The organism is Kitasatospora sp. NPDC001683, assembly GCF_053596495.1.
The window spans coordinates 1-12,780 of the sequence record NZ_JBSFGK010000144.1; the positions used below are offsets into that span (position 1 = coordinate 1).

General features: G+C 71.4%; 12 protein-coding genes and 7 tRNA genes. 9 read left to right on the forward strand and 10 right to left on the reverse strand.

The window, feature by feature from the left end; translation table 11 throughout:
• From ACWCYO_RS38080 to ACWCYO_RS38095, 4 genes are all read right to left on the reverse strand, one after another.
• Nucleotides 1-605, reverse strand: a 605-nt coding sequence (locus tag ACWCYO_RS38080) for an HIT domain-containing protein (RefSeq protein WP_449786761.1), incomplete at its 3' end; no start/stop codon positions are given.
• 128 nt (nucleotides 606-733) lie between these two features.
• A complete protein-coding gene (gene thrS, locus ACWCYO_RS38085) occupies nucleotides 734-2,713 on the reverse strand; it encodes a threonine--tRNA ligase (RefSeq protein ID WP_449786762.1) in 1,980 nt (659 codons plus the stop codon).
• Nucleotides 2,714-2,801: 88 nt separating this feature from the next.
• A complete protein-coding gene (locus ACWCYO_RS38090) occupies nucleotides 2,802-3,968 on the reverse strand; it encodes a hypothetical protein (protein ID WP_449786763.1) in 1,167 nt (388 codons plus the stop codon).
• A 32-nt stretch (nucleotides 3,969-4,000) separates the two neighbouring features.
• The gene (locus ACWCYO_RS38095) at nucleotides 4,001-4,555 is read right to left on the reverse strand and encodes a DUF4365 domain-containing protein (protein WP_449786764.1); all 555 of its coding nucleotides are present in this window, start codon (nucleotides 4,553-4,555) and stop codon (nucleotides 4,001-4,003) included.
• A gap of 150 nt (nucleotides 4,556-4,705) precedes the next feature.
• Here ACWCYO_RS38095 and ACWCYO_RS38100 point away from each other — a divergent pair, with 150 nt between their 5' ends.
• Nucleotides 4,706-5,473, forward strand: coding sequence for an exonuclease domain-containing protein (locus tag ACWCYO_RS38100; protein ID WP_270148322.1), 768 nt, complete (start codon nucleotides 4,706-4,708; stop codon nucleotides 5,471-5,473).
• A 64-nt stretch (nucleotides 5,474-5,537) separates the two neighbouring features.
• On the opposite strand, the gene ACWCYO_RS38105 is transcribed toward ACWCYO_RS38100, so the two are convergent.
• Nucleotides 5,538-5,609, reverse strand: a tRNA-Val gene (locus tag ACWCYO_RS38105).
• Between the two features lie 212 nt (nucleotides 5,610-5,821).
• A tRNA-Val gene (locus ACWCYO_RS38110) sits at nucleotides 5,822-5,893 on the reverse strand.
• Between the two features lie 424 nt (nucleotides 5,894-6,317).
• Between ACWCYO_RS38110 and ACWCYO_RS38115 the strand changes: the two genes are divergently transcribed.
• On the forward strand, nucleotides 6,318-6,731 hold the full coding sequence (locus ACWCYO_RS38115) for an SsgA family sporulation/cell division regulator (RefSeq protein ID WP_030056266.1): 414 nt from the start codon (nucleotides 6,318-6,320) through the stop codon (nucleotides 6,729-6,731).
• Nucleotides 6,732-7,096: 365 nt separating this feature from the next.
• On the forward strand, nucleotides 7,097-7,666 hold the full coding sequence (locus ACWCYO_RS38120; RefSeq protein ID WP_270148320.1) for a CGNR zinc finger domain-containing protein: 570 nt from the start codon (nucleotides 7,097-7,099) through the stop codon (nucleotides 7,664-7,666).
• Between the two features lie 17 nt (nucleotides 7,667-7,683).
• Here ACWCYO_RS38120 and ACWCYO_RS38125 read toward each other — a convergent pair whose 3' ends face one another.
• Nucleotides 7,684-8,139 (reverse strand): hypothetical protein, encoded by a 456-nt coding sequence (locus ACWCYO_RS38125; protein ID WP_449786765.1) that lies wholly within the window; start codon nucleotides 8,137-8,139, stop codon nucleotides 7,684-7,686.
• A 120-nt stretch (nucleotides 8,140-8,259) separates the two neighbouring features.
• On the opposite strand from ACWCYO_RS38125, the gene ACWCYO_RS38130 reads away from it, so the two are divergent.
• Complete coding sequence (locus tag ACWCYO_RS38130; RefSeq protein WP_449786766.1) at nucleotides 8,260-8,760, forward strand: DsbA family protein; 501 nt, start codon at nucleotides 8,260-8,262, stop codon at nucleotides 8,758-8,760.
• Nucleotides 8,761-8,792: 32 nt separating this feature from the next.
• On the opposite strand, the gene ACWCYO_RS38135 is transcribed toward ACWCYO_RS38130, so the two are convergent.
• From ACWCYO_RS38135 to ACWCYO_RS38145, 3 genes are all read right to left on the reverse strand, one after another.
• Nucleotides 8,793-9,638, reverse strand: a complete 846-nt coding sequence (locus ACWCYO_RS38135) for a GNAT family N-acetyltransferase (protein ID WP_270148316.1) — start codon at nucleotides 9,636-9,638, stop codon at nucleotides 8,793-8,795.
• 297 nt (nucleotides 9,639-9,935) lie between these two features.
• The gene (locus ACWCYO_RS38140; RefSeq protein ID WP_449786767.1) at nucleotides 9,936-10,766 is read right to left on the reverse strand and encodes an aminotransferase class IV; all 831 of its coding nucleotides are present in this window, start codon (nucleotides 10,764-10,766) and stop codon (nucleotides 9,936-9,938) included.
• 12 nt (nucleotides 10,767-10,778) lie between these two features.
• Nucleotides 10,779-11,888, reverse strand: a complete 1,110-nt coding sequence (locus tag ACWCYO_RS38145; RefSeq protein WP_449786768.1) for a chorismate-binding protein — start codon at nucleotides 11,886-11,888, stop codon at nucleotides 10,779-10,781.
• Nucleotides 11,889-12,153: 265 nt separating this feature from the next.
• On the opposite strand from ACWCYO_RS38145, the gene ACWCYO_RS38150 reads away from it, so the two are divergent.
• The 5 genes from ACWCYO_RS38150 to ACWCYO_RS38170 all read left to right on the forward strand — a co-directional run bounded on the left by ACWCYO_RS38150 (nucleotide 12,154) and on the right by ACWCYO_RS38170 (nucleotide 12,675).
• Nucleotides 12,154-12,226 (forward strand) — tRNA-Gly (locus ACWCYO_RS38150).
• 40 nt (nucleotides 12,227-12,266) lie between these two features.
• Nucleotides 12,267-12,340 (forward strand) — tRNA-Cys (locus tag ACWCYO_RS38155).
• A 34-nt stretch (nucleotides 12,341-12,374) separates the two neighbouring features.
• Nucleotides 12,375-12,446: transfer RNA gene (locus tag ACWCYO_RS38160), tRNA-Val, on the forward strand.
• A gap of 41 nt (nucleotides 12,447-12,487) precedes the next feature.
• Nucleotides 12,488-12,559 (forward strand) — tRNA-Val (locus ACWCYO_RS38165).
• A gap of 44 nt (nucleotides 12,560-12,603) precedes the next feature.
• Nucleotides 12,604-12,675, forward strand: a tRNA-Val gene (locus tag ACWCYO_RS38170).
• Nucleotides 12,676-12,780 lie beyond the last annotated feature (105 nt).

Consider the following 12,780-nt stretch of genomic DNA (forward strand, 5'->3'; position numbering starts at 1 on the left):
GCCAGCCGGTCCACGGTCAGGAAACCCGCGTTGTGCCGGGTCAGCCGGAACCAGGGCCAGACCTCGGCCAGCATCTTGCGGGTGTCCGCCAGCAGCTGCGGCAGCACCTTGGTGTGGCCGACCACCGGCATGAAGTTGGTGTCCCCGCCCCAGCGCGGAACCACGTGCTGGTGCAGGTGCGCCGCGATCCCGGCCCCGGCCGCCGCGCCCTGGTTCATCCCGATGTTGAACCCGTGCGCCCCCGAGGCCGCGCGCAGCGCGGTCATCGCCCGCTTGGTGAAGTCCGCCAGCTCGGCGGTCTCCGCCTCGTCGAGGTCGGTGTAGTCGGCCACGTGCCGGTACGGGACCACCATCAGGTGCCCGCCGTTGTACGGGTACAGGTTCAGCACCGCGAACACGGCACTCCCCCGCGCGATGACCAGCCCGTCCTCGTCGCTCAGCGACGGGATCGAGCAGAACGGACAACCGTCGTCCGGAGCCGGGCCGGTGGGCTTGTTCTCACCCTGGATGTACGCCATCCGATGGGGGGTCCACAGGCGGCGGAAGCCGTCCGGCTCACCGACACCCCGCTGCAGTTCCGGCTCAGTCGTCATGCTGATCAGCATATTCGCCCAATCTTGCTTGCAAAGCCGCGCGGGGCAGACTCTTGAAGAGCCCGCCCCGCGCGTGACCTCGGCGACTGCCTCGGCGACCGGCACACCGTTCGAATCACCCCCGCTCAGGCGGGGAGGGGTTACACCTGAATACGGCGGGCCACTGCATCGACGATCTCGGCGATCGCCTGGTCACGCGGGACGCCGTTCTTCTGCTCGCCGTTGCGGTAGCGGAAGGAGACCGCGCCCGCCTCGACGTCGTCGTTGCCGGCGATCAGCATGTACGGAACCTTGGTCTTCTGGGCGTTCCTGATCTTCTTCTGCATGCGGTCGTCCGAGGTGTCCACCTCGACCCGGATCCCGTGCTTCTTCAGCTCGGCCGCGACCTCCTGCAGGTACGGCACGTGCTCGTCGGTGATCGGGATGCCGGTCACGGTGACCGGGGCCAGCCACGGCGGCATGGCACCGGCGTAGTGCTCCAGCAGCACCGCGAAGAAGCGCTCGATCGATCCGAAGAGCGCCCGGTGGATCATGACCGGCCGCTGACGCGAGCCGTCCGCCGCGGTGTACTCCAGGTCGAAACGCTCCGGCAGGTTGAAGTCCAGCTGAATCGTGGACATCTGCCAGGTGCGGCCGATCGCATCCTTGGCCTGCACCGAGATCTTCGGGCCGTAGAAGGCCGCGCCGCCCGGGTCCGGCACCAGCGGCAGACCCTGCTTCTCGGCCACGGCCGCGAGGACGCGGGTGGCCTCCTCCCAGGTCTCGTCGCTGCCGACGTACTTCACCGGGTCCTTGGTCGACAGCTCCAGGTAGAAGTCGGTCAGACCGTAGTCACGGAGGAGGTTGAGCACGAAGGTCAGGGTCGAGTCGAGCTCGTCCGCCATCTGCTCGCGGGTGCAGTAGATGTGGGCGTCGTCCTGCGTGAAGCCGCGGGCGCGGGTCAGGCCGTGCACGACGCCGGACTTCTCGTACCGGTACACCGTCCCGAACTCGAAGAGGCGCAGCGGCAGTTCACGGTACGAGCGGCCGCGCGCGTCGAAGATCAGGTTGTGCATCGGGCAGTTCATCGGCTTGAGGTAGTAGTCCACGCCCTCGTCGAGCTGCATGGGCGGGTACATACCGTCCGCGTACCAGTCGAGGTGGCCGCTCTTCTCGAAGAGCTTCCCCTTGGTGGCGTGCGGGGTGTAGACGAACTCGTAGCCCTCTTCCTCGTGCCGCTTGCGCGAGTAGTCCTCCATGGCGCGGCGGATGATGCCGCCCTTGGGGTGGAAGACGGCGAGGCCGGAGCCGATCTCCTCCGGGATGGAGAAGAGGTCGAGCTCGTTGCCGAGCTTGCGGTGGTCGCGCTTCTCGGCTTCGACGAGGAAGTCCAGGTGGGCCTTGAGCTCTTCCTTGGTCGGCCAGGCGGTGCCGTAGATGCGCTGGAGCTGCGGGTTCTTCTCGCTGCCGCGCCAGTACGCAGAGGCGTTGCGCATCAGCTTGAACGCCGGGATGTGGCGGGTGCTGGGCAGGTGCGGGCCGCGGCAGAGGTCGCCCCAGCACTGCTCGCCGCTCTTGGCGTCCAGGTTGTCGTAGATCGTGAGCTCGCCGGCGCCGACCTCGACGTCGGCGCCCTCGCCGGCGGTGGCGGCGGAGCCCTTGAGGCCGATCAGCTCCAGCTTGTACGGCTCGGCGGCCAGCTCCTCGCGGGCTGCCTCGTCGGTGACCACACGGCGGGAGAACTTCTGCCCGCGCTTGATGATCTCCTGCATCTTCTTCTCGATGGCCTTGAGGTCATCGGGGTGGAAGGGCTTCTCGACGTCGAAGTCGTAGTAGAAGCCGTCCTTGACCGGCGGGCCGATGCCGAGCTTGGCCTCGGGGTAGAGCTGCTGCACGGCCTGGGCCATGACGTGCGCGGTGGAGTGGCGCAGGATGTCGAGGCCGTCCTTGCTGTCGATCGCGACCGGCTCGACCTCCTCGCCGTCCTGGAGGACGTAGGCGAGGTCCCTGAGCTGGCCACCGACGCGGGCGGCGATGATCGAGCGGTCGTCGGCGAAGAGCTCGGCGGCCGTAGTGCCCGTCGTCACCACGCGCTCTTCCCGATCGGGTTCGCGGCTGATGATTACCCGGACGTCCGTCACCGGTCTCTCCTGACGTACTGGATTTCAGAGGACGCAACACTGCGCTGCGCGTGACGATGGTACCGAGAGCGCCACCCGCACCGTGAACTCAGGACCTCTCTCCCCCCTCATGGAGTCCCTTGAGCAGCCGCTCGCGCTCGTCCTCCCCCCAACCGCACAGCTCCAGGCCATGGGCCCGGGTCAGCCGGCGGAATCCGTCGCGCCGCTCGAGGCGGCCGGAGACCCGGACCGGGACGCCGGAGAGGTGGGCCTCGGCGGCGAGCCGGTAGTCGGGGTCGGGCAGGCGCAGCTTGAGTTCGCGGACTTCGGCGCCGCCGAGCACCCGCAGTCGTACCGAGCCGGGACCGGACGGGTCGGCGCGCTTGAGCCGGACCACCACGGCGACCACGGTGACGTCGACGGCGGGCTCGATCCGTGCCAGCAGTCCGGCGGCCTCGGTCAGGGCGGGCAGGTCACCGGGGGAGAATTCGAGGTCGATCCGGCGGTCGCCGAAGCCGCCCGGGGTCCCGGCGGCGGGCGACCAGGCGACGGTGAGCCGGGCGGCGGTGGCACCGCGCACCAGGTCCTCGACGGACTGGACGAGTTCCCGGCTGACTCCGGACCGGACGGCGTTCTCGAAGGCCTCCGGCCCGCCGCTGACCCGGCGGTAGTCGACGGCGTCGCGCAGCGCCTCGAGGGCGCGGACCAGTGTGGTGACGGCGGTCCGGCCCTCGGGGGCGGGGGTGTGGGCGGTGAGGGCGGCGCCGTGCTCGACGGCGCCCTGTTCGACGAGCAGGACGCGGTCCAGGAAGTCCCCGGCGAGGTCGTCCAGCCTGGCGCCGTAGTAGGCGGCGGTGGTCCGGCCGGCCTTGGCCCCGGCGGCGAGCATCGCGCGCGCTGCCCGCTGGAGCCGCTCGGCGTCGTCCCAGGGGGTGGCGTCGGCGGGGCCGGGCAGCTCGCGGCGCCAGCTCAGCTCGTCGCCGGGGACGGCGAGGGCGAGCAGGATCGAGCGGGCGGAGGGGGTGCGGGAGCGGGAGAGCGCGGTGACGGCGTCGGTGAGGAGTTCGACGGCGTCGTCGAAGCCGTCCGCGGTGGGGACGAGGAGGCTGGTGCCGGGTTCGCCGTCCGGCGGGGTCCAGCGGCCGTACCGGGCGGCGGGTCCGCCGCGCCGGACCCAGCCGTGCCGGGCGAGCAGGGTGGCGAGCACCGCGGGGTCGACGGTGGCCGGGTCGGGCAGGGCCGGGGCCCGGCCGTCCGGTCCGTGCGGCAGTGTCATGGGCGTGGCTCCTCGCTGCCGGGGCCGGGTGGTCACGGGCTCTCGCCCGCGCCGACCCGGGCCATGATGTCGCAGAGCGCGCGGTCGTCGAAGACCCTGTCGGTGGGCACCCGGACGTTGGTGCGCCGCTGTCCGGTGACGGGGTGGCCGGCCAGGTTGACCCAGTAGCAGCAGTGCCGCAGCTCGAGGGCGTCGGGGCGGGCCCGGAGCCAGTGGTCGACCCGGCGCGGCAGCAGCATCACGACCAGGATGCGCGGGACGGCGACCCGGGCGCGGGCGAGCTTGCGCAGGTGGTCGTTGTCCAGGGTGAAGCTGAAGAACGGCCCGGCCGGGTCGGGCGCGATCTGCTGGGTCGCCTTGAGCTGGATCTTGATGGTGACCTCGTCGTCCACCTCGTGCTCCCGGGAGCCGTGGCTGACCTGCCAGTCGATGCCGTTGTCCGGGAAGGGCTGGGAGAGCGAGCAGCCGGCCGCGGCGGCGACCGCGTGCAGGTAGCCGACCTGCAGCGTCTCCATGCACGCGGTGACCGCGAGGTTCCCCCGGAGTGCGGCCGCCGCCCCGTCGGGCTGCGGCTGGGTCAGTGCCATCGCCCCGTGGCCTCCCCCGGCTCCGGGCCCGTCCGGATTCGGACGGGACTGTCCTGGGCAGGATCCCCGGTCGGGGCTGGGCCAAACGGGTTGAGCGGGCGTCAGAACCGGGTATCACCAGGGCGCGGAACGCACGCCTGAGGGGCAGTCATGCAGCAGCACTGGTACACCGGCCCACTCGCTTCCTTCGACACCGAGACGACCGGCGTGGACGTGGAGACCGATCGGATCGTCTCGGCCGCCCTGGTCGTCCAACTCGCCCCGGACGCACCGGCGCAGACCACCACCTGGCTCGCCGATCCGGGCGTGCCGATCCCGGACGGCGCCCGGGCGGTGCACGGCATCACCGACGAGCAGGTCCGGGCGTACGGCCGGCCGGCCCGGGTGGTGGTGGCGGAGGTCACCCGCGCGCTGGCGGCCCAGGCGCGGGCCGGCCGCCCGGTGGTGGTGATGAACGCGCCCTACGATCTGACGCTGCTGGACCGGGAGTTGCGCCGCCACCACGGACTGACGCTCAGTGCCGGACTGGCCGGGGCCGGGCTGGTGGTGCTGGATCCGCGGGTGCTGGACAAGCACGTGGACCGCTACCGCAAGGGCCGCCGGACACTGACCGACCTGTGCGCCCACTACGGGGTGGACCTCACCGGGGCGCACGACGCGGCGGCGGACGCGACGGCGGCCATGTCGCTGATCCGGCGGATAGGGGCCCGCTACCCGGCAGCGCTCGGCGGGCTGTCGGCGGCGGAGCTGCACCTGCGGCAGGCGGTCTGGCACGCGGCGCAGGCCCGCGGGCTGCAGGCCTGGTTCGACCGCTCGGGGACACCGGAGCGGGTGGACGCGTCCTGGCCGCTGCGGCCGGCCCGGTGCGTCTGCGGCCGCCGACTGGAACCCGAACACGGTTGCGAGGCGGCCGCCTAGCCGCCCCCGGGAAACGCCGCAGGCCCTGACCGGTTTCCTGGTCAGGGCCTGCGTGCTGTCCGGGTGGGCGATACTGGGATCGAACCAGTGACCCCTTCGGTGTGAACGAAGTGCTCTCCCGCTGAGCTAATCGCCCGGGCAACGAGAAGAACTGTAGCACCATTCGGGGGCAGTCGTACAACTCGCTCTTCCGGGGTACGGCCGACGGATCCACAGAACTCGTGCTCCGCAGGGAAGGTGACTGTGCCTCAGCCGGATTTGCGGCCGGCACTTCGGGCGGGATTCCGGAAATGCATGTGAGGCCCAGCCGATAATCGACTGGGCCTCACATATCACAATGCATTCCGGTGGGCGATACTGGGATCGAACCAGTGACCCCTTCGGTGTGAACGAAGTGCTCTCCCGCTGAGCTAATCGCCCGGGTGCAGGGAAAACATTACCGCATCCCGGAGGGTGCTCCGAACACCCCGCCCACCGGCAGCCCCGCCCCGGGCGCCCCAGGGCCCCGAGCCGCACCTCCGCCGCCCACACCCTCCTCCGTTCCCCTCCGCGCGCACGACTCGTCGGGCCACGGCCACTCCATCCGCGCCCCCGCTCCCGGCCCCGCGGCACCCCGCACGGGCCGGGCGGACGCCGAGGTGCACGCCGACCCGGAATCCGGCCGAGAAGAACCGCCGGTAATGCCCCAGGCGGGTACTCCGCGACGATTCCGCAATGCGCCGTAAGGGGTACGACTCGCGCCCGAATCGGGACAGAGGGGTTTACATCGGTCTTGGGGGTGGGATGGTCCGTTCGCCGACGTGCGATTCCCCGAGCGCACACTGAGCGAAAGGCCATGGCGCTTATGAACACCACGGTCAGCTGCGAGCTGCACCTGCGCCTCATCGTGTCCAGCGAGTCCTCACTGCCCGTCCCCGCGGGCCTGCGCTACGACACCGCCGACCCCTACGCCGTGCACGCCACGTTCCACACGGGCGCCGACGAGACCGTGGAGTGGGTGTTCGCCCGAGATCTCCTCGCGGAGGGGCTGCATCGACCCACCGGTACCGGCGACGTCCGGGTGTGGCCGTCGCGCAGCCACGGGCAAGGGGTGGTCTGCATCGCACTGAGCTCTCCGGAAGGAGAAGCCCTGCTGGAGGCCCCGGCCCGGGCGCTTGAGTCGTTCCTCAAGCGGACGGACGCCGCGGTGCCCCCCGGCACCGAACACCGTCACTTCGACCTCGACCGGGAGCTGTCCCACATCCTCGCCGAAAGCTGACCCCGACCGTAGGCGGTCCAGCCCCGCTGTCGGCGGGGCCGTACTTCCTGCCGTCATCGCAGCCGTCCTACTCGGGGGCACGGCAGCAGACTCAGCCGCGCACGACGCGGCCTCGGGGTCCGGTGAACGGTCCGCTCCCACCGGAGCGGGGCCGCAGCACCGCAGGCGCCCGGCAGCCAGGCCGGCCATCCGTACGGGTGGCCGGCCTCGCTGCCGGGCGCCGTCGTCGTTCCGCTTTGGGACACTCTGACGGGATCCGTACAGGCCTTCGAACGAACGCGCCGCCCTTATGCCGCAAGGGCCGGTATGGTCTGGGGTAACCGTGGACGCGGGGTACCGGAGTCCCCTGCGCGAGGAGTCCCAACGTGCTGATCACCCATGACACCGAGTGCGCGCTGAGCATCCTCGTCGACCTGCTCAACACCGCACCCGAGGTGTGCGGCGACGAGCGGCTGCCCGACGTCGCCGCGCTGGACGCCTTCGTGGTCCGCCAGGAGATCAGCGAGATCGACTCGCTCACCGAGGACGACCTGCACCAGGTGCAGGAGCTGCGCACCCGGCTGCGCGAGGTCTTCGGGACGGAGTCCACCGAAGAGGCCGCCGAGCTGGTCAACGCGATCGTCGCGGCCGCCGGGACGACGCCCCGGCTGGTCAACCACGACCACCACGACTGGCACATCCACTACTTCGCGCCGCACGCCGCGATCGGCACCCACCTCGCGGCCGAGCTGGGCATGGCGCTGGCCTTCATCCTGATGGCGGGCGAACGGGAGCGGCTGCGCCGGTGCGAGGCGCCGGACTGCGCGCGGGTCTTCGTGGACCTCTCCCGGAACCGCTCGCGGCGCTACTGCGACAGCCGCACCTGCGGCAACCGGCTGCACGTGGCCGCCTACCGGGCACGGCAGCGGTCGGCGGAGACCGTCCCCTCCGCCTGACGCACCCGCCGCGCGGCTCAGATGCCGCGCTTGCGGAGGATCTCCTCGATGTCGGCGAAGTCGCCGAGGCCGTCGTCCCGCTTGCCCGTCTGCTGCTTCCCGGGTGCCTTGGGTGCCTGGGCGACCGCCGGGCGCTCGGGAGCCGGTCTGGCGGCGGCCGGACGATCCGGCGAGCCCTCCACCGCGCCGCGGCGGCCCACCCAGCGGGTGGTGACCAGCAGGGCGGCGGAGACGCCGAGCAGCACGATGCCGACCCACACCCGGGGGTCGAAGACCAGCTTGGCCGCCCAGTCGGCGAACTCCCGGCCGATCGTGCTCGCCAGCGGGAACAGTCCGGTCAGGTAGAGCCCGGCGGGCAGCAGGGCCACCGCGAACCAGCGGGTCGCCGACAGGAAGCGCCGACGCCGGGCCCGTAGGCCCGCGACGGCCACGCCACCGGCCGTGAGCAGGAAACTGATCGCCGCGGTCAGCACGAGTGGGCCCCTTCGTTTCCGATCGTCCTGGTCATCGGTGCCTCCCTGTCGGTCCTGGCGGTCCGCCCTCGGGCGCACCGCCGGGCGGGGGCGGGCACCCACTAGTGGAACACTGGGGGAATGATCGATGGTTCCCTCCCCCGCCTCGAGTTCTGGTGCGACCTCCAGTGCCCGGACTGCCGCACCGCGCTGGACGACGTACGGGCGCTGCGCGCGCAGTACGGCGACGCACTGTCCGTGGAGCTGCGGCACTTCCCGCTCGAGAAGCACAAGCACGCCTACGCCGCGGCGGAGGCGGCCGAGGAGGCGTTCGACCAGGGGCTGGGGTGGCCGTTCGTGGAGGCGCTGCTGGCCCGGGTCGAGGAGCTGGACGCGCGGGGGCAGCAGGTGCTGCTGGAGGTGGCCCGGGAGGTCGGGGCGGACGTCGAGGAGGTCGACACCGCGCTGATCGACGGCCGGCACATGCTGACCGTGGACGCCGACCAGGCCGAGGGCAGGGCGATCGGGGTCACCGGCACGCCGACGTACGTGATCGGCGGGGAGCGGCTGGACGGCGGGAAGAGCCAGCAGGGGCTGCGCGAGCGGATCGTCGCCGTCATCGAGGCGGCGAGGGCTTCCTGACCCGCTCGCCCTGCTGACGGCTCGTCAACTCCTCACAGCTGCTTGCCGTAGCAGCGATTGACGATCCGGTAGCCGAGCGAGGCGTAGAGGCGCAGGGCGACCTCGTTGCCGGAGAAGACGTTCAGACCGAGTTCGCGCACCCCGGCGGCCAGGCACTCCTGTTCGGCGAGCAGCATCAGGGTGCGACCGTGTCCCCGGCCCCGGTGGGCCGGGGACACCTCGACCACCATGACCCAGGCGAGCGGGGTGCCGTCCGGCAGGTCGCGGAGGTGGAGGTCCAGCCAGAGCGAGCCGAGCGTCTCCGGTGCACCGTCGGCGCCGTACAGCCGGCGCAGGGCGACGCCCGGGGTGTCGGCGCCCTGCTGGAGCATGTTCTGGTGGTCCAGGCGCGATTTGGCGCGGGCCTGCTCCTCGCTGAGGCCGGAGCCCATGAGCGAGGCGACGTAGTTCTCCGCCGCCCGGTCGAGCCAGGCCGGGAGCTCCGTGGCGGCGATCGGGCGGGCGGTGACGCCGGCGGGCAGGGCCGGCGCGGTGGTCAGGCTCTTGCCCAGGTTCCGCATCCGCTCGGTGTAGCCCAGGGTGGCGGCGAGGCTGCGGGCGATCGGCGCCGACTCGGGGACGACGACGTCCACCCGGGTGCAGCCCCAGTTGCGCAGCACCTCCTCCGCGGCCAGCGCACCGAATGTGCCGCGGCCCCGGCCGCGCCCCTCGGTGATCTCCAACTCCGATATCTCACCCCAGAGTTGGTGGCCGTGGCGAGCGGAGGTGGTGCGCAGCGCGCCGACCTGGTGGCCGTTGGCCAGGATGCGCCAGCGTCTGGTGCGGCCGCCGGCCGTGGTGGGTGTCTCCGGGCCCTCGGGGCGCAGCGTGGTGGTCATGTGATGCCTCCAAATCCCCCACCGCGAGGGATCACCGTTCGTGATACGTTGGTCACGCATAGTCGGAGCAAATAGCCGGCTGGCCTACCGCCGGGCTGGCGGGAAGTCAGGTCTGTGGAGCTGATGTAAGACCGATGGGCGGCACACCGTCCCTGCGCTGGTAGCCCCAGGTCGGCAATCGGCTGTGAAGCAGAAAGCCCGACCCGCGAGGTCGGAGTCCTCCGGCTTCGGCCGAAGGACGATGTCAAGTCGTGGTCCCTTCCCCGCCCGCCCCGAGCATTATTCACGGGGCGGGGATCACGGGTCGAGGTCGTCGCCGCTGCGCTCGGTGAAGACCGTCATGGCCTTGGCGGTGACCGGGCCGGTGCCGGGCAGTTCGCGGTCGTCGACGCGGGTGACGGCCTGGACGTCGCGGGTGGTGGAGGTCAGGAAGATCTCCTCGGCGTCCTGCAGGGCGCTGAGCGGGAGGTCGGTCTCCTCGGCGCCGCACCAGTCGATGACCAGCTGCCGGGTGATGCCGGCCAGGCAACCGGAGGAGAGGGTGGGGGTGAGCAGGCGGCCGCCGATGACCACGAAGACATTGGAGCCGGTGCCCTCGCAGAGCCGGCCGGCGGTGTTGGCGAACACGGCCTCGGAGGCGCCGACGCGGTGGGCGGCGGCGAGGGCGACGACGTTCTCGGCGTAGGAGGTGGTCTTGAGGCCGGCGACGGCGCTGTGCTCGTTGCGGCGCCAGGGGACGACGGCGACGGCGGTCTCGTCGGGACGACGGTTGATGGCGCCGAGGGCGACGACCAGCGTGGGGCCGGTGGTGCCGCGCTCGGAGCCGAGCGGGGCGTTGCCGCCGGTGTAGGTGACGCGCAGGCGGCCGAGCGGCACCGGGTTGGCGGCGAGGACCTGGGCGCAGGCCTCGCGGACCAGGTCGTGGTCGGGGTCGGGCAGGCCGAGGCCGCGGGCGGAGCGGGTGAGCCGGTCGAGGTGGCGGGTGACCGCGAAGGCCCTGCCGTCAACCGCCTTCATGGTCTCGAAGACGCCGTCGCCGGTGGTGAGGCCGTGGTCGAGGACCGAGACGGCGGCGTCGGCGGAGTCGACGAGGGTGCCGTTGACCCAGCTCGTGGTGCGGTTGTGCATCGAGGGCTGCTCCTAGGCGCGGTGCGGCTCGTGGTCGGTGCCGGGGTGACTGCCGGTTTCGCTGTCGGTGTGACCGCCGGTCTCGCTGCCCGACGCTATCGCGACCAGGCGGGCGGCCTTGAGTTCGGTCTCCGCCCATTCGCGCTCGGGGTCGGAGCCCCAGGTGATGCCGGCGCCGGTGCCGAAGCGCAGGACGGGTGCCCGCGGGTCCTGCCGGTCGAGCCAGAAGGTGCGGATGCCGACGGCGAGTTCGCCTTCGCCGCGGTCGGCGTCGACCCAGCCGACGGCACCGCAGTAGGGGCCGCGGGGGGCGGTCTCCAGGGCGTCGATGATCCGCAGCGCACTGGACTTGGGGGCGCCGGTGACCGAGCCGGGCGGGAAGGTGGCGGTGAGCAGTTCGGGCCAGCCGGCGCCGTCGCGCAGGGTGCCCTCGACGGTGGAGACCAGGTGGACCAGGCCGGGGTGCTTCTCGACGACGCAGAGGTCGGGGACGGTGACGCTGCCGGTCTCGCAGACCCGGCCGAGGTCGTTGCGGACCAGGTCGACGATCATCACGTTCTCGGCGTGGTCCTTGTCGAGGAGGTCGTTCTCGGTGCGGCCGGTGCCCTTGATCGGGCCGGAGGAGACCGTGCGTCCGGCGCGGTGGAGGTAGAGCTCGGGGGAGGCGGTGGCGATCTCGACGCCGTGCTCGGGCAGCCGGATGGTGCCGGCGTAGGGGGCCGGGTTTCCGTGGGCGAGGAGACCAGTGAGCGCGTCGATGTCGCTGCGGTCGGGGTCGGGCAGCGGCGCGGACAGCACGCGGCAGAGGTTGGCCTGGTAGACCTCGCCGGCGGCTATGTGCTCGCGGATGCGGCGCACGCCCGCGGTGTAGGCGGCGCGGTCCAGGGAGCTGTGCCAGCTGCCGGCGTCCGGTCCGCGCCAGCCGGCGCCCGCGGGCGGGGCCGGGGCGGGGCGGACGTCGTCGAAGCGGGCGCAGGTCAGCCGGCCCTCGAAGTCGTGGGCGACGGCCCAGTAGCCGGAGGATTCGAGCGCGGCCGGGTCCGAGGTGACGTCCCGCAGTCCGGTGGCCACGCGGCCTCCGAAGCGGGCGAGTGGGGTGCGGGGGTCGGGGTGGCCGGACACGGTTCTCCTGCGCGGTCGTGCTGGGGGCGGCGGTGCCTGAAGTGTAGGTCGGGGGGTACGGCCCCGGTCGGGCCCGCTGATCGTCCGGGAGCGCCGCAGGTGGCGGTCCGGTGACCGGCCGGAAGGGCTGACGGGACGGCACCCGGCGGGCATCCCCTCGGCACGCTGCGGGAACGGATTTTTAGCTGGCCCGGGAATCCGCTAGAGTTCAACACGTCGCCGGGGAGCGCAGCCGAAGAAAAGCGGTGAAGATCCCGGGAGACAGGCGGACGTGGCTCAGTTGGTAGAGCATCACCTTGCCAAGGTGAGGGTCGCGAGTTCGAATCTCGTCGTCCGCTCGATGGAGAACAGTGTAAGATCGTTCTTCATGTGTTGCCTGGTGGAGTGGCCGAGAGGCGAGGCAACGGCCTGCAAAGCCGTGTACACGGGTTCAAATCCCGTCTCCACCTCCAAGAGGCTCTCCCGGTCCTGCCGGGAGACCTCCCCGCGCGATTAGCTCAGCGGGAGAGCACTACCTTGACACGGTAGGGGTCACTGGTTCAATCCCAGTATCGCGCACGTCGGACCCCTCGGGGTCTGCTGCAGGAACGCCTCACCAGGCGCGATTAGCTCAGCGGGAGAGCACTACCTTGACACGGTAGGGGTCACTGGTTCAATCCCAGTATCGCGCACAGTAACAGGCCCTTCGAGGCCTGCTGCACAACCGCCACACCAGGCGCGATTAGCTCAGCGGGAGAGCACTACCTTGACACGGTAGGGGTCACTGGTTCAATCCCAGTATCGCGCACAGTAACGGTCCCCTCGGGGTCTGCTGCAGGAACGCCTCACCAGGCGCGATTAGCTCAGCGGGAGAGCACTACCTTGACACGGTAGGGGTCACTGGTTCAATCCC

Coding starts and splice junctions, on each gene's coding strand:
- ACWCYO_RS38135 (WP_270148316.1), bottom strand. CDS start 9,638: ATGACCACCACGCTGCGCCCCGAGGGCCCGGAGACACCCACCACGGCC.
- ACWCYO_RS38130 (WP_449786766.1), top strand. CDS start 8,260: ATGATCGATGGTTCCCTCCCCCGCCTCGAGTTCTGGTGCGACCTCCAG.
- ACWCYO_RS38095 (WP_449786764.1), bottom strand. CDS start 4,555: ATGGCACTGACCCAGCCGCAGCCCGACGGGGCGGCGGCCGCACTCCGG.
- ACWCYO_RS38140 (WP_449786767.1), bottom strand. CDS start 10,766: ATGCACAACCGCACCACGAGCTGGGTCAACGGCACCCTCGTCGACTCC.
- ACWCYO_RS38090 (WP_449786763.1), bottom strand. CDS start 3,968: ATGACACTGCCGCACGGACCGGACGGCCGGGCCCCGGCCCTGCCCGAC.
- ACWCYO_RS38100 (WP_270148322.1), top strand. CDS start 4,706: ATGCAGCAGCACTGGTACACCGGCCCACTCGCTTCCTTCGACACCGAG.
- ACWCYO_RS38115 (WP_030056266.1), top strand. CDS start 6,318: ATGAACACCACGGTCAGCTGCGAGCTGCACCTGCGCCTCATCGTGTCC.